20 protein-coding genes and 4 pseudogenes are annotated in these 25,244 nt (G+C 50.0%); 22 read left to right on the top strand and 2 right to left on the bottom strand.

Annotation, left to right across the window (positions count from 1 at the left end):
* The first annotated feature begins 11 nt into the window (after positions 1-11).
* The 18 genes and pseudogenes from DWX91_RS00425 (at position 12) to DWX91_RS00340 (ending at position 20,274) form a co-directional block, all read left to right on the top strand.
* Positions 12-536, top strand: a complete 525-nt coding sequence (locus DWX91_RS00425; RefSeq protein ID WP_022359322.1) for an adenine phosphoribosyltransferase — start codon at positions 12-14, stop codon at positions 534-536.
* 264 nt (positions 537-800) lie between these two features.
* Positions 801-3,086: a RelA/SpoT family protein gene (locus DWX91_RS00420; RefSeq protein ID WP_022359323.1), complete on the top strand. Its 2,286-nt coding sequence runs from the start codon at positions 801-803 to the stop codon at positions 3,084-3,086.
* Between the two features lie 68 nt (positions 3,087-3,154).
* Positions 3,155-3,799: an MBL fold metallo-hydrolase gene (locus tag DWX91_RS00415; protein WP_022359324.1), complete on the top strand. Its 645-nt coding sequence runs from the start codon at positions 3,155-3,157 to the stop codon at positions 3,797-3,799.
* Positions 3,796-5,247: a coproporphyrinogen dehydrogenase HemZ gene (hemZ, locus tag DWX91_RS00410; protein WP_118472170.1), complete on the top strand. Its 1,452-nt coding sequence runs from the start codon at positions 3,796-3,798 to the stop codon at positions 5,245-5,247. Before DWX91_RS00415 ends, hemZ begins: the two co-directional genes overlap by 4 nt.
* A gap of 148 nt (positions 5,248-5,395) precedes the next feature.
* Positions 5,396-6,657: pseudogene (gene hisS, locus DWX91_RS00405) on the top strand (histidine--tRNA ligase).
* A gap of 53 nt (positions 6,658-6,710) precedes the next feature.
* Positions 6,711-8,519 (top strand): aspartate--tRNA ligase, encoded by a 1,809-nt coding sequence (gene aspS, locus DWX91_RS00400; protein ID WP_107000508.1) that lies wholly within the window; start codon positions 6,711-6,713, stop codon positions 8,517-8,519.
* 358 nt (positions 8,520-8,877) lie between these two features.
* Positions 8,878-9,554, top strand: a pseudogene (locus DWX91_RS00395) (response regulator transcription factor).
* Entirely contained in the window at positions 9,551-11,308 is a 1,758-nt protein-coding gene (locus DWX91_RS00390; protein WP_118472169.1) for a sensor histidine kinase, read from the top strand. The pseudogene DWX91_RS00395 and the gene DWX91_RS00390 overlap by 4 nt, the downstream one beginning before the upstream one ends.
* Positions 11,309-11,692: 384 nt before the next feature.
* Entirely contained in the window at positions 11,693-12,412 is a 720-nt protein-coding gene (locus tag DWX91_RS00385) for a C40 family peptidase (protein WP_022359330.1), read from the top strand.
* Positions 12,413-12,676: 264 nt separating this feature from the next.
* On the top strand, positions 12,677-12,877 hold the full coding sequence (locus DWX91_RS00380) for a hypothetical protein (protein ID WP_107000506.1): 201 nt from the start codon (positions 12,677-12,679) through the stop codon (positions 12,875-12,877).
* 219 nt (positions 12,878-13,096) lie between these two features.
* A complete protein-coding gene (locus DWX91_RS00375; protein ID WP_243015232.1) occupies positions 13,097-13,414 on the top strand; it encodes a rhodanese-like domain-containing protein in 318 nt (105 codons plus the stop codon).
* Between the two features lie 141 nt (positions 13,415-13,555).
* Positions 13,556-14,721, top strand: a pseudogene (locus DWX91_RS00370) (class I SAM-dependent RNA methyltransferase).
* Positions 14,711-16,420, top strand: a complete 1,710-nt coding sequence (locus tag DWX91_RS00365) for a lectin like domain-containing protein (RefSeq protein WP_118472168.1) — start codon at positions 14,711-14,713, stop codon at positions 16,418-16,420. Before DWX91_RS00370 ends, DWX91_RS00365 begins: the two are co-directional and overlap by 11 nt.
* A gap of 115 nt (positions 16,421-16,535) precedes the next feature.
* Positions 16,536-17,135 carry an RdgB/HAM1 family non-canonical purine NTP pyrophosphatase gene (gene rdgB / locus DWX91_RS00360; RefSeq protein ID WP_118472167.1) on the top strand — a complete coding sequence of 200 codons (600 nt, stop codon included), beginning with the start codon at positions 16,536-16,538 and terminating at the stop codon, positions 17,133-17,135.
* Positions 17,135-17,631 (top strand): annotated as a pseudogene (locus DWX91_RS00355) (metallophosphoesterase). Before rdgB ends, DWX91_RS00355 begins: the two are co-directional and overlap by 1 nt.
* A 125-nt stretch (positions 17,632-17,756) precedes the next feature.
* Entirely contained in the window at positions 17,757-18,386 is a 630-nt protein-coding gene (locus DWX91_RS00350) for a DUF3877 family protein (RefSeq protein WP_181986221.1), read from the top strand.
* A 16-nt stretch (positions 18,387-18,402) separates the two neighbouring features.
* A complete protein-coding gene (locus tag DWX91_RS00345; protein WP_022359338.1) occupies positions 18,403-19,263 on the top strand; it encodes an SseB family protein in 861 nt (286 codons plus the stop codon).
* Between the two features lie 15 nt (positions 19,264-19,278).
* A complete protein-coding gene (locus DWX91_RS00340) occupies positions 19,279-20,274 on the top strand; it encodes an aldo/keto reductase (protein ID WP_107000500.1) in 996 nt (331 codons plus the stop codon).
* Positions 20,275-20,343: 69 nt separating this feature from the next.
* Here DWX91_RS00340 and DWX91_RS00335 read toward each other — a convergent pair whose 3' ends face one another.
* Together DWX91_RS00335 and DWX91_RS00330 are read right to left on the bottom strand one after the other, a co-directional pair.
* Positions 20,344-20,688 carry a NusG domain II-containing protein gene (locus DWX91_RS00335; RefSeq protein ID WP_181357182.1) on the bottom strand — a complete coding sequence of 115 codons (345 nt, stop codon included), beginning with the start codon at positions 20,686-20,688 and terminating at the stop codon, positions 20,344-20,346.
* Positions 20,669-21,694: an FAD:protein FMN transferase gene (locus DWX91_RS00330; RefSeq protein ID WP_118538156.1), complete on the bottom strand. Its 1,026-nt coding sequence runs from the start codon at positions 21,692-21,694 to the stop codon at positions 20,669-20,671. The genes DWX91_RS00335 and DWX91_RS00330 overlap by 20 nt, the downstream gene beginning before the upstream one ends.
* 281 nt (positions 21,695-21,975) lie before the next feature.
* Here DWX91_RS00330 and DWX91_RS00325 point away from each other — a divergent pair, with 281 nt between their 5' ends.
* From DWX91_RS00325 to DWX91_RS17705, 4 genes are all read left to right on the top strand, one after another.
* Positions 21,976-22,509: a Gx transporter family protein gene (locus DWX91_RS00325; RefSeq protein ID WP_118472165.1), complete on the top strand. Its 534-nt coding sequence runs from the start codon at positions 21,976-21,978 to the stop codon at positions 22,507-22,509.
* 313 nt (positions 22,510-22,822) lie between these two features.
* The gene (gene galT / locus DWX91_RS00320) at positions 22,823-24,328 is read left to right on the top strand and encodes a UDP-glucose--hexose-1-phosphate uridylyltransferase (RefSeq protein WP_118472164.1); all 1,506 of its coding nucleotides are present in this window, start codon (positions 22,823-22,825) and stop codon (positions 24,326-24,328) included.
* A gap of 10 nt (positions 24,329-24,338) precedes the next feature.
* Entirely contained in the window at positions 24,339-24,641 is a 303-nt protein-coding gene (locus DWX91_RS17710) for a hypothetical protein (RefSeq protein ID WP_412693787.1), read from the top strand.
* The gene (locus DWX91_RS17705) at positions 24,638-25,192 is read left to right on the top strand and encodes a hypothetical protein (RefSeq protein WP_412693786.1); all 555 of its coding nucleotides are present in this window, start codon (positions 24,638-24,640) and stop codon (positions 25,190-25,192) included. The genes DWX91_RS17710 and DWX91_RS17705 overlap by 4 nt, the downstream gene beginning before the upstream one ends.
* The last annotated feature ends 52 nt before the right edge of the window (positions 25,193-25,244 follow it).

The following is a 25,244-nucleotide window of genomic DNA, read 5'->3' as shown; positions in this document are numbered from 1 at the left end:
AGGTTAAAATCATGAAAAAGCTGGAAGAATATGTAAGAAGCATTCCGGACTTCCCGGAGCCGGGTATCATTTTCCGCGATATTACTACGATTTTACAGGATGCAGACGGACTGCAGCTTGCGATCGACGGAATCCAGAAATCCTTAGAGGGCGTGGATTATGATATTGTGGTTGGTCCGGAGTCCCGCGGGTTTATTTTCGGCGTGCCGGTTGCATATGCGATGCACAAGGGATTCGTGCCGATCCGCAAGAAAGGCAAACTGCCGTGCAAGACGGTATCTGTAAGCTACGATCTGGAGTATGGCAGCGCGGTTCTGGAGATGCATGAGGATGCCATTAAACCGGGACAGAAGGTAGTTATCGTTGACGACCTGATCGCAACCGGCGGAACGACCGAGGCGATTGTCAAGCTCATCGAGAAGATGGGCGGCGAGGTTGTAAAAATCTGCTGCGTGATGGAGCTGGCAGGCTTAAAGGGACGCGAAAAACTGAACGGATATGCGGTGGATGCCCTAATTACCTATGAGGGGAAATAGGTAACGGTTCACGGGTAGGCACTTTTGAAACCGAAAGTGCCGTAAGAAAACGTGGCGACAGCAGGAATTTGCGAAGCCACGGCAAATTCCGTTACTGGGCACGTATGCGTGAATAGTAACAAAATAGTTTGCCGTTGCATTTTTTGTCAAATATTCGTATAATAGGGGTATTCTATATAATATTTTATTTCATTTGCGTGAACCGCTTTCCGGATTCCGAACGGCAGGCGTTTCAGTTATCTACGGAAGGGTCAGGAGGCATATATGGGAAATTTGGATAAAATAAAAAAGCTGGATCAGGAAATTGAAGCGCCGGCGGATTTTACGAGTCCGGAGGTACTGTATAATGAGTTGATTGCCGCCATTCGCAAGTACCATCCGTCGGATGACATCAGCATGATTGAGAAAGCGTACCAGATCGCGTATGACGCACACAAGGACCAGAGGCGTAAATCAGGTGAACCGTATATCATCCATCCGCTCTGTGTGGCGATCATTCTGGCGGATCTGGAGCTGGATAAAGAGACTCTGGTGGCAGGTATCCTGCACGATGTCGTGGAAGATACGGTCATGACAGAGGAGGAGATCACGGCGATCTTTGGCGAGGAGGTAGCACTTTTAGTAGACGGCGTTACCAAGCTGACCCAGATCTCGTGGACGATCGATAAAGTAGAGATTCAGGCGGAAAACCTACGTAAGATGTTCTTAGCGATGGCGAAGGACATCCGGGTTATCCTGATTAAGCTGGCAGACCGTCTGCACAATATGCGGACACTTCAATATATGAAGCCGGAAAAACAGAAAGAAAAGGCGCGTGAAACGATGGATATCTACGCGCCTATTGCTGATCGTCTCGGTATTTCCAAGATCAAGACCGAGCTGGATGATTTGTCTCTCAAATATCTCCAGCCGGAGGTTTACAAAGAATTGTCCGAAAAACTGGCGCTCCGTAAGGACACCAGGGAGGCGTTTATCCATAAGATTATGGATGAAGTCAAGAAACATATGGACGATGCGGGCATCGAAGCCAAGGTAGACGGCCGTGTGAAACATTTCTTCAGCATCTATAAAAAGATGGTAAACCAGGACAAGACGCTGGATCAGATCTATGATATTTTTGCGGTCCGGATTATCGTGGAGAGCGTGAAGGACTGTTATGCGGCGCTCGGTGTCATCCATGAGATGTACAAACCGATTCCGGGACGTTTTAAAGATTATATTGCCATGCCGAAACCGAATATGTACCAGTCGCTGCATACGACTCTGATTGGCAGCAGCGGACAGCCGTTTGAGATTCAGATCCGCACCTATGAGATGCACCGTACCGCTGAGTATGGTATCGCGGCACACTGGAAATATAAGGAGAGCGGCAGCAGCAAGGCGGCGATTGACAGCGCCGAGGCAAAGCTTTCCTGGCTGCGTGAGATCCTGGAATGGCAGCGGGATATGTCCGATAATAAAGAGTTCTTAAGTCTCTTAAAGAGTGATCTGGATCTCTTTACGGATGATGTATACTGCTTTACCCCGACGGGCGATGTCAAGAACCTGCCGAGCGGTTCCACCCCGATCGATTTTGCGTATTCGATCCACAGTGCGGTCGGCAACAAGATGGTTGGTGCCCGTGTCAACGGAAAACTGGTCAACATCGATTATGTCATTAAAAATGGTGACCGTGTCGAGATTATTACCTCCCAGAATTCCAAGGGACCGAGCCGCGACTGGCTGAAACTGGTTAAGAGCACACAGGCGAAGAATAAGATCAACCAGTGGTTCAAGAGCGAGCTGAAAGAGGACAATATCCTGCGCGGCCGTGCGCTTCTGGATAAATATTGTAAGGCGAAGGACATCAATTATTCAGAGTTAAATAAACCGGAATATATGGAAAAGGTCATGAAGCGCTATGCGTACCGTGACTGGGATTCCGTTCTGGCATCGATCGGACATGGCGCCCTCAAAGAGGGACAGGTCATCAACAAGATGCTGGATGAGCGCAACAAGAAGTTAAAGAAGGAAGTAACCGACACGACGATCCTCGATAACATGGCGTCGGATGGAAACAAGGTTCCGGTGATCGCAGCCGGGAAGTCGAAGAGTGGTATCGTTGTCAAGGGAATCCACGATCTGGCGGTTCGTTTTTCGAAGTGCTGCAGCCCGGTTCCGGGCGATGAGATCGTCGGATTTGTCACAAGGGGACGCGGTATCTCGATCCACCGGACGGACTGCATCAATGTGATGAATCTGCCGCAGGAAGAGCGTGAGCGCCTGATTGAAGCCGAGTGGCAGCAGCCGGAAGCACAGACGGGCACGGAAAAATATTCCACCGAAATCAAGATCTATGCGAACAACCGCATCGGCATGTTTGTGGATATTTCCAAGGTATTTACCGAGCGCCAGATCGATATTACCTCGATGAATGTGCGGACAAGCAAGCAGGGCAAGGCGACGATCGTCATGACGTTCGATATTCACGGAATTGAGGAATTAAATAAATTATCTGATAAACTCAGACAGATTGAAGGAGTATTAGATATAGAGAGAACTGCCGGATAAGCGGTTCTCTCTATATTTCACAGGTACTTACACCCTGTGAAAGTTTCACATATTATTAGGAGGAAAAGATGGAGATAAAACGGCTGATCGTGGGAATGGTCCAGACGAACTGTTATATTGCGGTGCATCCGGAGACGAAAGAAGCTGTGATTGTCGATCCGGGCGATGAGGCGGCGCGGATCGAGGATGCACTGGCGCAGACCGGAGCGAAGGCAAAGGCGATTCTGCTGACTCATGGACATTTTGACCATGTGACGGCGATGGAAGAGCTGAGACGGGATCTGGGCGTGCCGGTCTATGCCTGTGAGCAGGAGCAGGCGGTCTTGGCGGATCCGGATAAGAACCTGTCCGTCCAGTTTCAGGGCGGCGGTCTGCATCTGAAAGCGGATATGCTTTTGAAGGATGGAGAGACGTTCGAGGCAGCGGGCTACACGTTCCAGATGCTTCATACACCGGGACATACAGAAGGTTCCTGTTGTTATTATGTAAAATCAGAGAAGGTGCTGTTTTCGGGAGATACCTTATTTGAAGGTTCTTACGGACGCATCGATTTCCCGACTGGAAGCGGACGTCAGATGATTCATTCGGTGGCAGATATCCTTCTGAACCTGCCGGATGATACGAATGTATATCCGGGACACATGGGATATACGACGATCGCCGACGAAAAACAGTACAATCCGCTGGCGGGATACAGGGGGCGCGAAGCATGATAGCGATTTTGTTAAATGACGCGTCCTTTGAACAGGATATCCGTGAGCTCCTGATGGCATTTTATCCGGGCGAGACATTTACGCACAAGGAAGAGGAAGCCGGGGAGGCGGATCTGATTGTGCGGGGAGTCCGGGACGGAAACTCGTTTTCCCTGGATGTGACGCCGGTGAAGAAAGATGCCGTTCACTTTGCTTTGATTTATCCGGATTTTTCCAACCGTTTTGAGACGAAAAATGAGATCAAACAGACGTTATACCGTCTTTTGAGTGCCCAGACCGGCAGAGAGCTTCCGTGGGGGACGCTTACCGGCATCCGTCCGACGAAGATTGCGCTCACGAAGCTGTATGATGGCTGGACGGACGAGCAGATCGAGACCTATATGCGCGAGACGTATTTCACCAGCAAGGAAAAGATCGATCTGAGCATCGACGTGGCGGAGCGCGAGAGACGCCTGCTGTCCACGATCGATTATGAGAATGGGTACAGCCTGTATGTGGGAATCCCGTTCTGTCCGACGACCTGCCTGTACTGTTCGTTTACGTCGTTTCCGATTGTGAAATGGGAAAAACGGATGGACCTCTACAAAGAGGCGCTTTTTAAGGAAATGGAATATGTGGCGGAGCAGATGAAGGATCGCCCGCTTTCGACCATCTATTTTGGAGGCGGCACACCGACCTCGTTAAATCCGCAGGATCTGGATGAGATCCTGACAAAGGTGGAAGAATTATTCCCGGTGGAACAGGCAGTTGAATTTACCGTTGAGTCGGGACGTCCGGACAGCATCACGCGCGAAAAGCTGCAGGTGCTCCGGAATCACGGCATTTCCCGTATTTCCATCAATCCGCAGACGATGAAGCAGGCGACGCTTGACCTCATCGGACGCCGTCATACGGTGGAGGATGTGAAGGAAAAATTCCTGCTGGCGCGGGAGTTGGGATTTGACAATATCAATATGGACCTGATCGTGGGTCTGCCGGAGGAGACGATCGACGATGTCCGCCAGACAATGGAGGAGATCAAGGCACTCAGACCGGACAGCGTGACGGTGCATTCGCTGGCGATCAAGCGCGCGGCGCGCCTGAATATCTATAAGGAGCGCTACGGAAATCTGAAGATTGTCAATACACAGGAGATGATTGACCTGACCGCGCAGTATGCCGAGGAGATGGGACTGAAACCGTACTATCTCTACCGCCAGAAAAATATGGCGGGCAATTTTGAAAATGTCGGTTATGCGGTTCCGGGCAAGGAATGTCTCTATAATATATTGATTATGGAAGAAAAACAGACGATCGCCGCCTGCGGTGCGGGAACGACTACCAAGGTTTATTTCCCGGCAGAAAACCGGATTGAGAGGGCGGAGAACGTCAAGGAAGTTGAGCAGTATATCGACCGGATCGATGAGATGATCGGGCGGAAAGAGAAGCTGCTTGGACGAAGAGAGTAAAAACGAAAAATTCACAGATACAGGGTGTCAGATGCAGAAAAACACTTTGTAACAGAGAAACATAAAAATCCAGTTTCCAGCATGGAAAAGTGAAGTTTTCTTTGCGCGGGAAATATGGTCGCAGAAAGACATAGAAGGAGTTTGACACATGGCTTTAAAGAAAAAACCAGTTACAGGCATGAAGGACATTCTTCCGGGCGAGATGGAGATCCGGGATTATGTGCTGAATATCATCAAAGATACCTACCGCGGATACGGCTTCTCAGCGATCGAGACTCCGTGCGTGGAGCACATTGAGAACCTGACCAGCAAGCAGGGCGGCGACAATGAGAAGCTGATCTTCAAGATTTTAAAGAGAGGCGAGAAGCTGAACGTCGAGGCAGCACAGACAGAGGCAGATGTCGTAGACGGTGGTCTCCGCTATGACTTAACTCTGCCGCTCAGCCGTTATTATGCAAACAATTCTGCTAATTTATCAGCGCCGTTCAAGGCGCTGCAGGTCGGAAGCGTATGGCGTGCCGATCGTCCGCAGAAGGGGCGTTTCCGTCAGTTTGTACAGTGTGATATCGATATTTTAGGTGATGCGACAAACCTGGCTGAGATCGAGGAGATTCTGGCGCTTACCAAGGCGCTGAAGCGCATCTGCCCGGACAAGGCATACACTGTCCGCGTCAATGACCGTGCGATCTTAAAGGGCATGGCAGATTACAGCGGATTCCCGGAAAATGAGACCGATAAGGTATTTATCATTCTCGATAAGATGGATAAGATCGGTCTGGACGGTGTCCGCGAAGAGCTGCTTGCAGAAGGTTATGCGCCAGAGGCGGTTGAGAAATACACCGGACTTCTGGCAGAGATTCAGAACGATGCGGCAGGCGTCCGCGCGCTGGGCGAGAAGCTCTCCGGCGTGATGGATCCGGCAAAGGCAGAGAATCTGGCAACGATCATGGAGACTGTTAAAGCGGTTGCAGACATCGAATTCGGTCTTGAATTTGACCCGACGCTGGTGCGCGGCATGGGCTACTATACCGGAACGATTTTTGAGGTTCCATGGAAGGCTTCGGCGGCTCCGTTGCAGGCGGCGGACGTTACGACAAGCTGATCGGCAAATTTACCGGCGTCGATACACCGGCGTGCGGATTTTCCATCGGTTTTGAGCGTATCATCACGATCCTGATGGATTCCGGTTTCAAAGTACCGGAGGCAGCCGGCAAGAAAGCATTCCTGTATGAGAAAGGTTTAAGCGGCGAGCAGTTCCGTGCCGTCTTAAAGAAAGCACAGGAAGAGCGCGCTAACGGCACCCGCGTGGCAGTCGCACAGATGAACAAGAACAAGAAATTCCAGAAGGAGCAGCTGGCGAAGGACGGCTACGAGGAGATCGTGGAATTTTACAAAGACAGTTTGAAGTGATTCAGTTTTTGAATTTTTCAGATAAAACTATAATAAACGGAGGAAATACTATCATGGCAGAATCTATGGCAGGACTGAAACGTTCCCATCGCTGTACCGAGCTGGGAACTGCCAATATCGGTGAGAAAGTAACCGTTATGGGCTGGGTTCAGAAGAGCAGAAATAAAGGCGGCATTATTTTCGTGGATCTGCGGGATCGTTCCGGTATCCTGCAGCTGATCTTCGAGGAAGCTGACTGCGGCGCTGAGAGCTTTGCAAAGGCAGAAAAGCTGAGAAGCGAGTTCGTTATCGCTGTAACCGGACGCGTAGAGGCACGTTCCGGTGCAGTAAATGAAAACTTAAAGACAGGTGCGATTGAGATCCGCGCGGATTACCTCCGCATTTTGGCAGAGTCTGAGACACCGCCGTTCCCGATCGAGGAGAACTCCAAAACCAAAGAGGATCTTCGCCTGAAATACCGTTACCTGGATCTGAGACGTCCGGATATCCAGAGAAACCTGATGACAAGAAGCCGCGTGGCTATCCTGACCCGTGCATTCTTAGCAGAGGAAGGCTTCCTTGAGATTGAGACTCCGACTCTGATTAAAAGTACTCCGGAGGGCGCGAGAGACTACCTGGTACCGAGCCGTGTACATCCGGGCAGCTTCTATGCACTGCCGCAGTCTCCGCAGCTGTTAAAACAGCTTCTGATGTGTTCTGGATATGACCGCTACTTCCAGCTGGCACGCTGCTATCGTGACGAGGACTTAAGAGCCGATCGTCAGCCTGAGTTTACCCAGATCGATATGGAGCTTTCTTTCGTTGACGTTGAGGACGTTCTGGATGTCAATGAGCGTCTGTTAAAGAAGCTCTTCAAGGAGATCTGCAATTACGATCTGCAGCTTCCGATCCAGCGTATGACCTGGCGCGAGGCAATGGATCGTTTCGGTTCCGATAAGCCGGATCTGCGTTTCGGCATGGAGCTGAAAAACGTATCGGATGTAGTAAAAGACTGCGAGTTCGTTGTATTTAAGAGTGCACTGGAAAATGGCGGCTCTGTCCGCGGTATCAACGCAGAAGGACAGGGCGCTATGCCGAGAAAGAAGATCGATGCGCTGGTTGAGTACGCAAAAGGCTTTGGTGCAAAAGGTCTTGCATATCTGGCAATCCATGAGGACGGTACCTACAAGTGCTCCTTCTCCAAGTTCATGAAGCCGGAAGAGCTGGATGCACTGGTGGCTGCTATGGGCGGTAAGCCGGGCGATCTGCTTCTGTTCGCAGCTGACAAGGATAAAGTTGTATTTGATGTACTTGGAAACTTACGTCTGGAGATCGCTAGACAGCTTGACCTCTTAAAGAAGGATGATTTCAAGTTCCTGTGGGTAACCGAGTTCCCGCTGCTTGAATATTCAGAGGAAGAGGATCGCTACGTAGCTATGCACCATCCATTTACCATGCCGATGGAAGAGGATCTTCCGCTGATCGATACCGATCCGGGCAAGGTACGTGCAAAAGCATACGATATCGTCCTGAACGGTACCGAGATGGGCGGCGGTTCTGTCCGTATCCATCAGGCAGACATCCAGGAGAAGATGTTTGAGGTACTTGGATTCACGAAGGAGAAAGCACAGGAGCAGTTCGGCTTCCTGTTAGACGCATTCAAATACGGAGTACCGCCGCACGCTGGTCTGGCTTACGGTATGGACCGTATGGTTATGCTGATGGTCGGCGCAGACAGCATCCGCGACGTCATCGCATTCCCGAAGGTAAAAGATGCTTCCTGCCTGATGATGGAAGCACCGTCTCAGGTTGATCCGAAACAGCTTGAAGATCTTTCCATTGGTGTGGTCGAGAGCGATGAAGCGGAGAAGACCGAAGAATAAAATATAAGATATGGAACAGCCTGGGAAGACTGTGAAATAGAAAGCAAACAGGGCTGGATGAGAAATGCAGGGAAATACTGGATTTTGTCGGACAGTCCTGTTTTGCGTGTGAGATGAAAAAGTTCCATTTGTCCTTGGCAACTGAATATATAAATTGCTTGCATTGGGGAACTCAGGAGGATGGAAAAGGACTCTCTTTTCTATATGTGGCAGAAACTATGAATCTTTTGTGAACCTATGGAATCTCCCACCCGAATCTGCTAAAATACAGACAGATTGAGAATGTAATCAGGATATGACAGCGTGGAAAAAGGTTCTGTCATACACGGCAGAGTAAAATAAATGAGGTGAAGATTTTATGGATAAGATTAAAATACTGGTCGTGGACGATGAGGCGAGGATGCGGAAGCTGGTGAAGGACTTCCTTTCGATTAAAGGGTATCAGGTGCTGGAAGCCGGGGACGGCGAGGAGGCGGTGGATCTGTTTTTCCAGCAGAAGGACATTGCGCTGATTCTTCTGGATGTGATGATGCCGAAGATGGACGGCTGGGAGGTTGTGAAGACGATCCGCAAGTATTCGCAGGTGCGATCATCATGCTGACGGCGAGAGGCGAGGAGAGCGACGAGCTGCAGGGCTTTAATCTGGGCGTGGATGAGTATATTTCCAAACCGTTCAGTCCGAAGATCCTGGTCGCACGTGTGGAGGCGATCCTGCGCCGCAGCAACGGCGGCAGCCAGGATGTGATCGATGTGGGCGGCATCCACATTGATAAGACGGCACATCAGGTCAGCGTGGATGGAAAACCGGTGGATTTAAGCTACAAGGAATTTGAGCTGATGACGTATTTTGCAGAGAATCAGGGAATTGCGCTTTCGAGAGAAAAAATTCTGAATAATGTATGGAATTATGATTATTTCGGCGATGCGCGGACGATCGATACGCATGTGAAGAAGCTTCGGAGTAAGCTGGGCGAGAAAGGCGAGTACATCAAGACGATCTGGGGCATGGGCTACAAATTTGAGGTAAGCGAATGAAACGTTCGGTCCGATGGAAATTTACAATCATATTTGCCGGGTTGATGACGGTTGCAATCGCGCTTATCTGGTGTATCAATAACTGGTTTCTGTCCGGATATTACCAGAATTATAAGATTCATACGCTGGAAAAGGGATATCGGGCGATTGACGCGATTATCCAGGATGAGGTCCGGAATGGCGAGAGTTCGCTGGAGGACGCACAGGCGGAGCTGAATTCGGGTTGGAAAGAGTACCAGAAGTCGAAAGATGGAAGTTCTGATATGGACAGTGCGGATGGCGGTTCGGCTCAGTCTGGTAAAAATGGAACCGGTGATAGGGCTGGCGATGAGACACAGGATGCGTTGGGTGAATATGCGGAAGGTGACACGGTGGTGCTGGAGGATGACTCGGAGGATGCATCGGCGGATGAACTGGATGGGGAGGAAGCTTCGAGCGGCGGTGTCCGGCTGGCAAATGTGATCCGCGAGCTGCGTGACCGGTCGAATATTTCCCTGCTTTTATATGACAGCGAGAGTGACCAGACACTCGTCTCCTCGGCGCGGGATGTGGAAGTCATGCGTGACCGGGTGCGGCGCTATATCGTCGGTCATGCGGGGGCGAAGCGGGATGTATTGCGGGAATATGACAACTACATGATTCAGAAGACGTTTGACCCGCTCAGCAAGACGTTTTATCTGGAAAGCTGGGGATTTTTCTCGGATAATGCGACCATTTTCATCATGACGATGCCGATGGAGAGCATCCATGAGAGCGCGGCTATCTCAAACCGGTTTCTGATGTTTGTTGGAATCGTGGTAATTCTGGCGGGAAGTATTCTGATTTATTTTATTACCCGGCACATTACGATGCCGATCAAACGGCTGTCGGAGCTGTCGGAAAAGATGTCGAACCTGGATTTTGATGCCCGCTATGAGACAAGCCGCCGCTCGACGGAGGAAATTGATACGCTTGGAAACAGCATGAATGTGCTTTCGGAGCGCCTCAAGACAACGATCGGGGAACTGAAAGAGGCGAATGCACAGCTTAAAAAGGATATTGACGAGAAAGTGCAGATCGATGAGATGCGGAAGGAGTTCATTGCGAATGTGTCGCATGAGTTAAAGACGCCGATCGCGCTGATTCAGGGCTATGCGGAAGGACTCGTCGAGGGCATGGCGGAGGACAAGGAGAACCGCGATTATTACTGCGGCGTTATCATGGACGAGGCTGGGAAAATGAATCGGATGGTGCGCCAGCTTCTGACCTTGACGGCGCTGGAATTTGGGGGAGAACGGCTGTCTGTGGAGCGGTTTGACCTGACGGAGCTGATTGCCAGTGTGATTTCTTCTTCCGGTGTGCTGCTTAAGCAGAATGAGCTGACTGTGGATTTTGACGGGAAGGAACCAGTCTACGTCATGGGCGATGAATTTAAAATAGAGGAAGTCATCACCAATTACCTGACGAACGCGATTCATCATGTGGGTGGCAGGGAGAAGAAGATTCAGATTCGGATTGACCACCGGCGCGATGGAAAAGAGGTTTGCGTGGAAGTATTTAACACGGGAAATCCGATCCCGGACGAAGCGCTTCCGAACCTTTGGACGAAGTTTTACAAGGTAGATAAAGCGAGAACGCGGGAATATGGCGGCAGCGGCATCGGGCTTTCGATCGTCAAGGCGATCATGGAGATGCACCATAAGGCGTGCGGTGTGAAGAACCATGAGAACGGTGTGGAGTTCTGGTTTACGCTGGACACGGCTGGTGAAAAATGAAAATAAAATTTTGCCAGAGACAGAATCTTAGAATTATGAAATATGTTTCAGAATCGTGATTTGCATTATATATGAGATGATATAAAAAACACTTGAAAATACAGGGAATTTCGGCAGCCTGGGGCAAAAATATTTTGTCCCAATATGGTTGAAATTCCCTGTATTTTTGCGTTTTTTTGTCCGAAATTAAAATCTTAAATAAATATAAAAGATCCGTCATTTCCTTGACAACGAAAAGAAAAGAAAATATAATAATAACGTAACAAGATTTAATAATTATGTAACATTTCGACCGATAGATAGCACCACAGCGATTGGGACTCGATTCTTTTGTTTCAGCAATATCTGCGGGAATCACAAAATCTAATTAAGGAGTTTTGAAGCATGAATTTAAATAGAACAAAGAAACTTTTCAGTATGGTATGCGTGTGCTCAATGCTGACCATTGGCAGCGCGCAGGCAGCTTTTGCGGGGCCGTCTACAGGTTATGAGAGCGACATGGTGGCAACCGTGGCAGCAGACCTTTCGATCTATGCGGATGAGGATGAAAACTCAGAAGTAGTAGCGATGGCTGAAAAGGGCGAGTCCTATGACGTAGTTGGAAAGGCAGATGACAGCTGGATCAAGGTAGCGGCCGGTGAGATGGAAGGCTATTTGAAGGTTCAGAGTAGCGTTATGCTCAGCAAGGCAGAGGAAGCAGCTGCAGTCGCAGATGCATTTGTCGCAGAGCAGAGCAATCTCTCGACCAGAGAGCAGTTAGTCAATTATGCACTGCAGTTTGTAGGTGGACGTTATAAATTTGGCGGCAGCGACCCGCACACAGGGGTTGACTGTTCTGGTTTTACGAAATATGTGATGCAGCACGGTGCCGGTGTGAGCCTGAACCGTTCTTCAACTTCCCAGTCCAAGCAGGGTACAGCAATCAGCGCTGACCAGATGCAGCCGGGCGACCTGATTTTCTACGGAAGCGGAAGAGGTATCAACCATGTAGCGATGTATATCGGCGACGGCAAAGTGGTACATGCTTCAACTGAAAGAACCGGCATCAAGACTTCCCCATGGAACTACCGCACACCGGTTAAGATTGTGAACGTGCTGGGTTAAGAATGAATTTACGAAACATCTGCATTGAACCTTTTCATGAAAAAAGGGTTGGATGCAGATGTTTTTTGATTTCATAGGAAATTGCGTCCGATGAAACAAAAAAATATTACTGGCATAAAAAGTAAGAATTACCCTGCATACTTTCGCAGTAAAATTCCATACTAAGACCTGTAACAAGAAAGTGACGGTTAAGCGGCTGTTCACAGGAAGCCGGAACCGACACGTAGAAAACCTGACAGGGCAGGAATTTAGGAGGAATGACTTATGTCAAGCAAAAACAGTTACAGCAACTATGATAACAGTGCCGAGAAAAACAGCACCAAAAATGCATCCAAGAACAGCTCTAATTATGGTTCCAACCAGAGCCAGAACCGCATGCAGAACCAGAGCCAGAACCGTTCCAGAAATAGCTCTAAAAACCAGTATCAGGACAAGACAGAGGATGATTACAGCGATTGTGACTGATGAGACAGGCAGATAAGAGAAAAAATAGTGAATGCCGGGAATGCGGAATATCCACCGTTTCCCGGCATTTGTTCGTCTTTTGTACTTTCGTGCCAATGGAAGAGGCTGCCGCATCTCCTCTGACACCTGTCCGCCGGACAAAGCATATATTAATATTACATAGAGGTAAAAAAGAAATCGGGTTCTGTCAGAAACCGTTTTTGTATAAAATGAGGAGGGATGACGGATGTATCAGACCATACCGGTGCGGTATCTGGACGCGTGGCTGGAGCAAGGGTACACGGGACGCTGATTGACCTTCGGACGCCGGAAGAATATAATGTGTCTCACCTCTGCGAGGCGGAAAATATTCCATTTTTATGGCTTCAGGATAACCGGCAGACACTTACAGGTGAACGTCCGCTTCTGTTTTACTGTGCGCGGGGGAGTGAAAGCCTTCTGGTGTGCGGCTGGTATGACCGGATGGGATATGAGGTTTATAATCTGGGCGGCGGTTACCGCTTTTATCAGGGGAAGTATCAGTGCAGCCTGAGATAGACACTTTTGCCGCGGCTTTTCATTGACAGATGCAGACCAGTCAACTAGAATAAAAATGGTGAAGACTGTAATGAAAATAAAAGGATTCTTTGCATGAAATGATTTGGCAATGAATCCACAGAGAGATAAGAGGAAAAAAGATTGGAACGATATGAACTGATTGCTCCCTGTCATTTTGGACTGGAAGCAGTGTTAAAAAAAGAGGTAGTGGATCTGGGCTATGAGGTTACCGAGGTGGAAAATGGTCGCGTAACCTTTATCGGCGATGCGGAGGCGATCTGCCGTGCGAATATTTTTCTGCGGACGGCGGAGCGCGTCCTTTTAAAAGTGGGAAGCTTCAAGGCAGTGACCTTTGACGAGCTGTTTGAGGCGACCCGTGCGATTCCGTGGGAGAAATATCTTCCGAAGGACGGTAAATGCTGGGTTAAAAAGGCGTCGTCTATTTCGAGTAAGCTGTTCAGCCCGTCAGATATCCAGAGAATTATGAAAAAGGCGATTGCCCGTCATATGCAGGAATATTACGATCTGGACCGGATGCCGGAGACGGGCAATGAATATCCGCTGCGCGTCTTTTTCTATAAGGATCAGGTGACAGTCGGTATCGATACGAGCGGCGAGTCGCTGCACAAGCGCGGTTACCGTCAGATGACGAGTAAGGCGCCGATCACGGAAACACTGGCAGCGGCGCTGATTCTTCTGACTCCGTGGAAAGCGGACCGGATTCTGGTCGATCCGTTCTGCGGAAGCGGTACTTTCCCAATCGAGGCGGCGATGATCGCGGCAAATATGGCACCGGGCATGAACCGTTCCTCCTGTCGGAGAGCTGGACAAACCTGATTCCGAAGAAATGCTGGTACGACGCGATCGATGAAGCGACCGAGATGGTGGATGATACCGTAAAGGTAGACATTCAGGGCTACGATATTGACGGAGAGGTAATCAAGGCGGCGCGGGAAAATGCGGAGAGAGCCGGAGTGGATCACATGATTCATTTCCAGGAGCGCCCGGTGGCGCAGCTGAGCCATCCGAAGAAATATGGCTTTATTATCACAAACCCGCCTTACGGCGAGCGTATCGAGGAGAAAAAGAACCTTCCAGCGCTCTATAAGACGATCGGTGAACGGTTTAAGGCGCTGGATTCCTGGTCGATGTACCTGATTACCGCGTATGAGGACGCAGAGCGCTATATTGGCAGGAAAGCGGACAAGAACCGGAAAATCTACAATGGTATGATGAAGACGTATTATTATCAGTTTATGGGTCCGAAGCCGCCGAGAAGAAAAACGGGGGATCAGGTTGAAGCGTAATGTTTTCTATGGGGCGCTTCTGGTGCTTCTGCTGGGATTTCTGGTACGCGAGAACCGTCTGATTCATATTCCGAAGCAGGTGGAAAAGACGGAGGAGAGCGCCGAGTGGCAGCCGGAGTGGTATGAGCAGATGGCCGAGGAGATTAATGACAGCCCGATCACGCTGGAAGTCGATGGAACAATGGTCGATCCGCAGCTTGGAAGCTTGAGAATGTCGCAGGACGGGCAGTTTATGATACCGTATGGGATGCTGCCGGACGCGCTTTCCTGTGCGGCGCTTCTCTACGATGGAAACCGGCTTGTGATGGAGCGCGGCAATACTCATGCGGAGATGACGGTCGGAAGCCCGGAACTTTTGCTTGGGGAGGAGAGCCAGACGATTGCAGCAGCCCCAGAGTGGGAAAATGGAATCCTGTATGTGCCGCTTGAGGCGGTGACGGAGGTATTTTCCTATGAAGAAAATTGGGATGCAGAGAACCGGAAAATGGAACTGACTGGGTCAGAGGATCCAGCCACGTTTTTGCCGGAATCCTATGATTACCGGAAGGCTGGCCGGGCACCGGCGGTTAAAAACCAGGGGAGTCTCGGAACGTGCTGGGCGTTTGCATCGGTGATGGCGCTGGAAAGTCGTGTCCGGCCGGAGTGGAATGTCAGCTTTTCGGAGGATCATATGTCCCTCCGGAACAGCTTCCATTTTTCACAGAATGCCGGGGGCGAGTATACGATGTCGATGGCGTATCTGCTGGCGTGGCAGGGACCGGTGCTGGAAGAAGAGGATCCATACGGCGACGGCTATTCGCCTGACGGTTTAAGCCCTGCTTGTCATGTGCAGGAGATACAGGTGTTGCCGGAGAAGGATTATGAGGCGGTTAAACGGGCGGTTTATCTGTACGGAGGCGTTCAGAGCTCCCTGTATACGGCGATGGTCAGTGACCGCGACGATACGCATTATTACCGGAAAGAGACAGGGGCGTACTGGTATAATGGCGATGAGAAGCCCAATCATGACGTTGTGATCATCGGCTGGGATGACCACTATTCGAGAGACAATTTTAACCAGCCGCCGGAGGGGGATGGCGCGTTTATCTGCGCCAACAGCTGGGGCGGCGAATTTGGGGACGATGGGTATTTTTACGTGTCCTACTATGATACAAATATTGGGATCCACAACATTCTCTATTCCGGAATCGAGTCGGCAGATAATTACGACCACATTTACCAGACAGATCTGTGCGGCTGGGTCGGGCAGCTCGGTTACGGAAAAGAATCGGCATTTTTTGCCAATATTTATACGGCAGAGGAGAAAGAAGAGCTGGAGGCAGTCGGCTTCTATGCAACCGGGGAAAATACATCGTATCAGGTATATACCGTGACGGACGCCGAGGGCAGCTCCCAGTTCGGGCGGCGCAGAAAGGTGGCTTCCGGGGAGGTTGCGAACGCCGGATATTATACGGTTTTGCTGGATAAGACGGTGACGCTGGAGGCAGGCGAACGGTTTGCCGTGATTGTCGAGATCACGACGCCGGGAGCGATTCATCCGGTGGCGATCGAGTACAGTTCGCCGGATAAGGGACTGACGGTCGATTTAAGCGACGGTGAAGGCTATATCAGTTACCGCGGTTCCTCCTGGGAGCGCGTGGAGACGGAGCAAAACTGCAATGTGTGTTTGAAAGCGTATACGAGGAATGTGGATTCCTAGAATTGATTGCTGGTACGGATGTGAAGGTATGGCGGAAGCTGTTTTTGAAGAACGGTGATTCGGAATGTCGGGATATGAAAAGCCATGCTGTTTGAGGATAAAGGAGCGAGGAAAAGTGAGCGAGAAAATTATATTTGCGACGGGAAATGCGGGAAAGCTGAAAGAGATCCGTGAGATTTTAAAGGATTTAAACCGTGAGATTGTTACGATGCGCGAGGCTGGATTTGAAGGCGAGATCGAGGAAAATGGAACCACCTTCCGCGAGAATGCAGAGATCAAGGCGAAGGCAGTCTGGGAGAAGACGGGCGGCATTGTGCTGGCAGATGATTCTGGACTGGTGATAGATTATTTAAACGGCGAGCCGGGCGTTTATTCAGCGCGGTATTTAGGGGACACACCGTATGAGGAAAAGAACCAGATTTTGATTGAGCGCGTGAAGGATGCAAAAGGAAAAGAGCGGAGCGCCCGTTTTATGTGCAATATCGCGGCAGTGCTGCCGGATGGCAGAGTGCTTCACACAGAAGCGGCGATGGAGGGCGAGATTGCAAAGGAAGCGGCTGGAAATGGCGGATTTGGATATGATCCGATTCTCTGGCTGCCGGAGTACGGCAAAACGTCAGCAGAGCTCACGATGGAGGAGAAAAACCGTATCAGCCACCGGGGCAAGGCGCTGGAGCGGATGAAGGATGCGCTGAAGGAGGCGCTTGGCGAGTGATGAAAAAAATATTAATTACAAGCGACACCCACCGTCGGATGGTAATCTGCTGGAAGTCATCCAGAATGAAGCACCGTTTGACATGTTCATTCATCTGGGTGACGCCGAGGGAAGTGAGGACATGATTACGTCGTGGTGTAAGGAGCAGAACCCGGACTGCGAGGTCTATATGGTGCTGGGAAATAATGATTTTTTCTCCCATCTGGACCGCGAGAAGGAGATTTCGATTGGAAAATACCGCGCATTTCTGACCCACGGTCATTTTTATAGCGTATCGGTTGGGACGGAGCGCCTGATCGATGAGGCACAGGATCGCGGCGTGCAGATTGCGATGTTTGGACATACCCACAAGCCGTATCTGGAGCGGCGCGGGGATCTGACTGTGTTGAATCCGGGCAGTCTTTCGTTTCCGCGCCAGGAGGGCAGACGCCCGAGCTACATGCTCATGGATCTGGATGACGAGGGCGAGGCGCATTTTACGACCTGCTATTTGTAGAGGTCTGTTACTGGGCACATATGCGTGTCACTGTTCACGTATACGTGCCCAATAACTATGAAACCGAAAAAGCAAATATCCGCATATTGACGCATTTTCGGTAAATTGTTATAATGAGAGAGATTGTGAAAAAGGTACTTATCAATGATTCAATCGACCCAATAAAGATGCCGGGGACGGAGGTTTCGTTTCCGAGGCAGGAGTATGACATGAGACTGGAAGCTTTAATTCAAAATATGACGGATCAGATCAAAGAGGCGCAGCTAAAACTTGGTTATGCCAGGGAGACGATGCGCCTTTATTATCCGCTTTCTTCCCTGAATGCGATGCTGGAGATACAGGAGACGGATATCCGGGAGCTGGCGAAGAAGATACGGCATGAGCTGGAGGCGAAGAAGGAGAAAATGGGAGATACCCAGATTCGGATCCACGCCGATCGGATCGTCTTTACGATCCCGCCGGATTTTGTGGAGTATGTCCATGAGCAGGTTCCGGAACCGCCGTTTTTAAAAGAGCTGATCCAGTTGTTTCGGGAAAAGCACGCCTGCACAAAGGAAGAGATTACCGCTGTGTTTGAAAAATTCGGCGCGTATGAGTGCCGGCAGATGCCGGATGGCATGGATTTTGATTATGTCATTTATTTTACAGACAGCAGCATTGATGCATATGATTACTGTATCCGTGAGGAGATGGGGCACACGATTTACCACCGATTTGCACGGGCTGATTTTGAGGCATTGATGACGATTCAATAAAAAGGAGATTAGACGGATGGAAAACGAGACAAAGCAGACAAATACGAATGAACAGGAGCCGGATATCTTCGCACAGAAGTTAAGAGAGGCAGATTCCTTATATGCCATTCTTTCCGGATGTACGAAAGAGCCGTATGTATACTGTGATCCGGAAACAATGGATGATGCCATCCTGCTGTTTACGGACGAAGAGGGCGCAAAGGCAGGCGCACAGAAGCTGGCAGAGCAGCAGATTCCGGTAGGAATCGCGAAGGTGGACAGAAAGAGCCTTCTGCTTTTCTATACCAGCCTTTACACGATGGGTGTCAATGCTATCCAGGTACACGTGGGCGAGGAGCAGAAGATGATTCAGCTGACCGAGTTTGTAAGACGCAAAGACCCGGAGGAGAGCAAGAATGGAAAAGTCTGGGTGGAGAACCCGGAGCTGCACCTGACGATGCTTTACTATATGCAGGATCTGCGCCGTCAGCCAAATCAGGAGATTACGCCGGAATTAAACGATTTACAGGAGGAGATCGGCGCGCACTTCACGAAGGGCCGCTATATCGTGCCGCTTCCAGAGGAAGGAAATGGCATTCCGCTGGTTAAATTAAAGAGCGGAGATATTTTCCAGCCGATCTTTACGGATGTGATCGAGTTCCAGCGCTTCAACCGTGAGAAGAAATTCCGCCCGGTTGTCGTAGATGCGCTCAAGCTGGCTCAGGTACTCCCGGAGGAGGCAAAGGGCATCGTTCTCAATCCGCTGGGCGTTAATATGCCGCTGACCGTACAGAAAGTAAAGAAGCAGCCGGAAGCACCGGTCCAGAAGCCGGTATCCGTAGAGGCACAGATCGACGCAGCTATCCGCGAGGTTCAGGCAGAGGCTGGACGGGAGTAGGAAAGGAAAGAGTATATGTATCAGGCAGCAGACGCAAGATATGATGGAATGACCTACAACCGCTGCGGCAGCAGCGGACTCAGGCTTCCGGCAGTTTCGCTGGGATTCTGGCATAATTTTGGCAGCACCGGCGTCTATGAGACAATGCGGAAGCTGTGTTTTACCGCTTTTGACAATGGCGTCACGCACTTTGACCTTGCCAACAATTATGGACCGGAGCCGGGAAGTGCTGAGGAAAATCTGGGACGGATTGTAAAGGAAAATTTCATGCCATATCGAGACGAGCTGATCATCAGCACGAAAGCCGGATACGAGATGTGGAACGGCCCTTATGGAAACTGGGGCAGCCGCAAATACCTGCTCGCAAGCCTCGATCAGAGCCTTACACGCCTGGGACTTCCGTATGTAGACATTTTCTATCATCACCGGATGGACCCGGAGACGCCGCTTGAGGAGACGATGGGAGCACTCGATCAGGCAGTTAAGAGCGGGAAAGCTCTCTATGCAGGACTTTCCAACTACAATGGACAAAAAATGCAGGAAGCCGCTGCGATCCTGCGTGATCTGAAATGCCCGTTCGTCATCAATCAGAACCGCTACAGCATCTTTGACCGCACGATCGAAAACAACGGCTTAAAAGAAGCTGCTGTCAAAGAAAAGAAAGGTCTGATTGCATTCAGCCCGCTTGCACAGGGAACCTTAACCGACCGTTATCTGTACGGCATCCCAGCCGACAGCCGCGTCATGACCGACGGCAGATTTCTCAAAAAAGACCAGCTCACCGAAGAAAAAATCAGCCAGATCCGCGCCCTCAACGAGATGGCCGGACAGAGAGGCGAAAAACTCTCCCAGATGGCGCTCAAATGGGTCATGAAGGATCCTGTGGTAACCAGCGTTCTCATCGGTGCGTCCAAACCGGAGCAGATATTAGATAATCTGAAAATGTTGGATGGGGCACCGTTGAGCGAGGAAGAGCTGCTTAAAATCGATCAAATTTGTGGAATAAAATAAACAGAAAACGCCCAGCGGCGCAATTATGCGTACCCGCTGGGCGTTTCCGTCCGTGTTGGCAAACCATATCTATTTAACCGCCACAACCACCCTATTCGGCAGGCAAACCAGCGATTCCCCACTCTCTGAAACGGTTCCCTGCTTCACACAGAGCTTGTCCGGGCAGTCTGCCTCTTCGATCCGGGCACATCCATCTTGAATCACCAGATGATTTTGTCCCCCCTGATACCCGTCGATCCAGGTGTCTATCTCCTCATCCAGCCGGTAGGTGGCGACGGTTGTTCCATTGACACTGACATCGACGGTAAAAGCATCCTTCTGGCGCTGCAAGCGCACAACCAGAAAACCGATGAGTATGACGGCAAGAAGAACCAGAATCAAAACAAAATCATTTCTATTTTTCTTTGATTTCATCAATAAATGCCTCCGCTCCATCCGAGTAAATCAGTTTATAATCATCCGTGATAAAATAAGCATAAATGCCATCCATTGAATTGATGAGTTCCAGGCCCTTATCCAGTCCCATTGAGAAACAGGTCGTGCTGAGTACATCGCCATCCACCGAACGCGGGGAGACGATCGTCACGGAAACCAGTCCGTTCTGGTACGGATAGCCTGTTTTCGGGTTTAACAGGTGATGGTAATTGACACCGTTTTTCTCAAAATGGCGCTCATAGACGCCGGAGGAGACAACGGACATGTCATCAATATTCAGATCGGCAAAAACCGTTGCATAGTCGGCAAACGGTTTCTGCAGCCCGATGCGGAACGGCTGGTGGTTTGTGCGCTCACCGACACAGAGTACGTTGCCGCCCAGGTTGATGATGGCGCTTTCGACGCCGGATTCGGTCAGATAGTCTTTCATGCGGTCGGCAATGTAGCCCTTGGCGATGGAGCCGAGGTCAATCGTCGTGTCCGGGGAGAGGAAGGTTAAAGTATTTCCGTCAAGTTTCACATTTTTCCAGTTGACGCGTTCTGCCGCCGCTGTTATGTCATCCTCCGCCGGGATCACGTGCTCGTCGCTGGTAAAATTCCAGAGAGAGCTGAGCGGCTCGATCGTCAGGTCGTAGGCACCATCGGAAACCTCACTGTAATGCAGTCCTTCAGAAATCATCGCCGCCATATCATCGGAGACGGTAAAAGTCGTTTCGTCGGCGCTGCGGTGGTTTAACTTGTAAAGCTCGCTGCCCTCGATCGTCTTGCTGAAACGGTTTTCGTACTCCTGGCACATGTCCACACAGTGGTCAAGGATCGCTTCATCCTGCGAATCATAGAGTGTGATGTTGACAAATGTATTCAGCAGAAACGCGGAACGGCTGATCGGCTCCCGGCGGGATTTGCTGAAAAGAAGCGCCGCGCCGCAACCTAAAAATACAACGGCAAAAAGTGTCAGAAGCGCGGATAAATCTTTTTTTTTCATAAAGAGCTCCATTCTTAAAAATATCGAAAATTCGGTTTGAAACTATGGTTGCAAAAATGTCTGCAACTACTCTAACAAAGGTTGATAGGAAAGTCAAGATTACTGCCCAGAAACCAAACGCAGCGGCAAAATCGTTACTGGGCACGGGTAGGCACTTTTGGAACCGAAAGTGCCATCCGTTACTGGGCACGTATGCGTGAACAGTAACAAATCGGAGTTACGCGCTTTACAAAACTAAAAATTTTTACTAATATATAGAGAGGCATACAGAGGAGGAAGAAATGCAGAAAAAAGGACGAGTGGGCACATCCAGAGCCGGAAAAATCGCTTTATATGGAATGATGACAGCACTGGCATTTCTGCTGAGCTATGTCGAGACCCTGATACCGATCAACCTGGGCGTTCCGGGGGTCAAGCTGGGACTGGCGAATCTGGCGTCGATCGTGAGTCTGTATCTGCTGGGATCCGGTGCGGCAGCGGCGATTGCATTGGTGCGTATCGTGCTGGTAGGATTTACGTTTGGAAACCTGTCGATGATGCTGTATAGTCTGGCAGGTGCTGCGGTCAGCCTTCTTCTGATGGTGGTGTTCCGCCGGTTGGACTGGTTCGGCGTGACCGGTGTCAGCATCCTGGGTGGTGCGGGACACAACATCGGGCAGCTTATCGTGGCGGCGCTGGTGGTGGAAAATGCGAGTCTGTTCTACTATCTTCCGGTGCTTCTGGCAGCCGGAACGGCAGCGGGGGCGCTGATTGGGCTTCTCGGAGGAATCCTGGTAAATCGCTTAAAATGTCTGGATTTGACAAAATTTATGTAAATGGAAGCCACAAGAGTAAGAGGATGTACAGTGACTGTTCATATGCAGGCATTTTTGGAACCGAAAATGCCATGAGATAAGGTGGCGCAGTGGTAGATGGGCAGATAAAGTGTTACTGTTCACAGGTAGGCACTTTTGGAACCGAAAGTGCCGTAAGAAAACGTGGTGGCAGCAGGAATTTGCCGTATTTAAATGCGAAGCCACGGCAAATTCCGTTACTGGGCACGTATGCGTGAACAGTAACGATAAAGTTATAATGATAAAAGGATAAGAATGAAACAGCAAGGTTGTTTTTCAGTCAGGAGGATAGGGTATGGCAGTATATGAAGAAATCAGAAATTTAGTACAGTACGGAGTCAATACGGGGCTTCTTCAGGAGTCGGATCGCATTTACGCGACGAACCAGATTCTCGAGGTCCTGGGACTGGATGAATATGAAGAACCGCAGGGCGCATGCAGGGAGATTTCACTGGAAGAGACGTTGGATGCCCTGCTTGATTATGCACATGAGACGGGCGTTTTGAAGGAGGACGGCGTGGTGTACCGCGATCTGTTCGACACGAAGCTGATGAACTGCCTGATGCCGCGCCCGAGCGAGGTGATTGGACATTTCTGGAAATTGTATGAGGAATCGCCGGAGGCGGCAACCAATTATTATTACAAATTGAGCCAGGATTCCAATTACATCCGCCGTTACCGTGTTTCCAAGGATATGAAATGGAAAACGGATACAAAATACGGGGAGCTGGACATCACGGTTAATTTATCCAAGCCGGAGAAAGATCCGAAGGCAATCGCGGCAGCCAAACTGGCAAAGCAGAGCGGTTATCCGAAATGTCTCTTATGCAAGGAAAATGAAGGCTATGCCGGACGTGTCAACCATCCGGCGCGCAATAACCACCGTATTATCCCGATCACGGTCAATGACAGCCAGTGGGGCTTTCAGTATTCGCCGTATGTGTATTACAATGAGCACTGCATCGTGTTCAACGGTGTGCACACGCCGATGAAGATCGAACGGGCAACGTTTGTCAAATTGTTTGATTTTGTGAAATTGTTCCCGCACTATTTCCTGGGGTCCAATGCGGATCTGCCGATCGTCGGCGGTTCGATTTTAAGTCACGACCATTTTCAGGGCGGACATTACACGTTTGCGATGGCAAAAGCGCCGATTGAACAGAAATTTGAGATGGAAGGCTTCGAGGATGTGGAAGCCGGAATCGTTAAATGGCCGATGTCAGTTCTGCGGACCCGTTCCAAGAATCCAGACCGCCTGATTGATCTGGGTGAAAAAGTGCTGCGTGCATGGCGCAGCTATACGGATGAGGATGCTTTTATTTATGCTGAGACGGACGGAGAACCGCACAACACGATCACGCCGATTGCCAGAAAAAATGGCGATTTCTATGAGCTGGATCTGGTGCTCCGCAATAACATCACGACGGATGAGTATCCGCTTGGTGTTTACCATCCGCACGCGAAGCTGCATCACATCAAGAAAGAAAATATCGGTCTGATTGAGGTCATGGGTCTGGCGGTGCTCCCGTCCAGATTGAAACAGGAGCTTGCCGATCTGGCGGAGGCGATCCTTTCCGGAGGCGATATCCGTTCCAATCCAGAGCTTGAAAAGCATGCGGACTGGGTGGATGAGTTCCTGCCGAAGTATGAGCATATAACAAGTGAAAATATAAACGAAATCCTGCAAAAAGAGGTAGGTCTTGTCTTTGAGCAGGTACTGGAAGACGCGGGCGTATATAAGTGTACGCCGGAAGGCAGGGAGGCATTTGCCCGGTTCCTGCGCTCAGTGGGCTTCCGATAAAGAGGAGATAATGGAGAGAGATTTATTTTTAAGAAAATATCGGATCGAACAGGAAGACTTTGACGCGGCGGGCGTTTCCTGGGAGGAATTGACTGCGATCGCGGATCATTATGCGACGATCGAGGGAAAGCTGCGGGAGATTGGCAAGGATTTTGTAGATAAGTATCTGTATGATATTGAAAAAGCGGGGATCCATTCCTACCGTTACCGTACCAAGGCACCGGGGCATCTGCTGGAGAAGATTATCCGCAAGAAAAAAGAGCAGCCGGAGAAATTTGCCAGCTGGGAGTTGATAATTACTGGAAATACGTGACGGACCTTATCGGTATCCGTGTATTCTTCCTGTACCGTGAGGATTGGCGTCATTTCCATGAATACATCACATCGGCGTTTGAAAATGCCCCGGAGCAGTATGTAAAAGACCGTGAGCGCGATTTTGACAATGATGAGACACACTGCTATATTGCAGAGCGTCCGAAGGTATACCGCCGAAACGGGGACAGCCGGATCTACGATGAAAATGTGATCGAAATCAAGTCAGGCGGTATCTACCGTTCCCTTCACTACATCATCAAATACCGCGGTTACTACGTCGAGATTCAGGCGAGAACGCTGTTCGAGGAGGGATGGAGTGAGGTTGACCACGACATTGTTTATCCGTACCACAAGGACGACGTGATGCTGCGCGATTTCTCACGCCTGTTAAACCGGCTCTCCGGCATGGCGGATGAAATGAGCTCGTATTTCCGCCGGATGAAGGTGGAGAAGGAGTTTGAAGAGGTCCTGCTCGGAGAATATAAGGAAGACAAAGAGGCGAAGCTACTCGCAAGTATGCGGGAGCTGCTGGGGAAAGAAGAACGATAAGGAGTAGGGAAAAGATAACTGGATCAAAAAAACGGGCATTGGAATGCTTGCT

Origin of the sequence: Clostridium sp. AF22-10 (assembly GCF_003478725.1) — a bacterium.
In the GTDB taxonomy this organism is placed as follows: Bacteria; Bacillota; Clostridia; order Lachnospirales; family Lachnospiraceae; genus Otoolea; species Otoolea fessa.
This window is presented reverse-complemented; position numbering and strand designations above follow the sequence as displayed.

Coding starts and splice junctions, on each gene's coding strand:
- DWX91_RS00425 (WP_022359322.1), top strand. CDS start 12: ATGAAAAAGCTGGAAGAATATGTAAGAAGCATTCCGGACTTCCCGGAG.
- DWX91_RS00420 (WP_022359323.1), top strand. CDS start 801: ATGGGAAATTTGGATAAAATAAAAAAGCTGGATCAGGAAATTGAAGCG.
- DWX91_RS00415 (WP_022359324.1), top strand. CDS start 3,155: ATGGAGATAAAACGGCTGATCGTGGGAATGGTCCAGACGAACTGTTAT.
- hemZ (WP_118472170.1), top strand. CDS start 3,796: ATGATAGCGATTTTGTTAAATGACGCGTCCTTTGAACAGGATATCCGT.
- aspS (WP_107000508.1), top strand. CDS start 6,711: ATGGCAGAATCTATGGCAGGACTGAAACGTTCCCATCGCTGTACCGAG.
- DWX91_RS00390 (WP_118472169.1), top strand. CDS start 9,551: ATGAAACGTTCGGTCCGATGGAAATTTACAATCATATTTGCCGGGTTG.
- DWX91_RS00385 (WP_022359330.1), top strand. CDS start 11,693: ATGAATTTAAATAGAACAAAGAAACTTTTCAGTATGGTATGCGTGTGC.
- DWX91_RS00380 (WP_107000506.1), top strand. CDS start 12,677: ATGTCAAGCAAAAACAGTTACAGCAACTATGATAACAGTGCCGAGAAA.
- DWX91_RS00375 (WP_243015232.1), top strand. CDS start 13,097: ATGACGGATGTATCAGACCATACCGGTGCGGTATCTGGACGCGTGGCT.
- DWX91_RS00345 (WP_022359338.1), top strand. CDS start 18,403: ATGGAAAACGAGACAAAGCAGACAAATACGAATGAACAGGAGCCGGAT.
- DWX91_RS00340 (WP_107000500.1), top strand. CDS start 19,279: ATGTATCAGGCAGCAGACGCAAGATATGATGGAATGACCTACAACCGC.
- DWX91_RS00335 (WP_181357182.1), bottom strand. CDS start 20,688: ATGAAATCAAAGAAAAATAGAAATGATTTTGTTTTGATTCTGGTTCTT.
- DWX91_RS00330 (WP_118538156.1), bottom strand. CDS start 21,694: ATGAAAAAAAAAGATTTATCCGCGCTTCTGACACTTTTTGCCGTTGTA.
- DWX91_RS00325 (WP_118472165.1), top strand. CDS start 21,976: ATGCAGAAAAAAGGACGAGTGGGCACATCCAGAGCCGGAAAAATCGCT.
- galT (WP_118472164.1), top strand. CDS start 22,823: ATGGCAGTATATGAAGAAATCAGAAATTTAGTACAGTACGGAGTCAAT.
- DWX91_RS17710 (WP_412693787.1), top strand. CDS start 24,339: ATGGAGAGAGATTTATTTTTAAGAAAATATCGGATCGAACAGGAAGAC.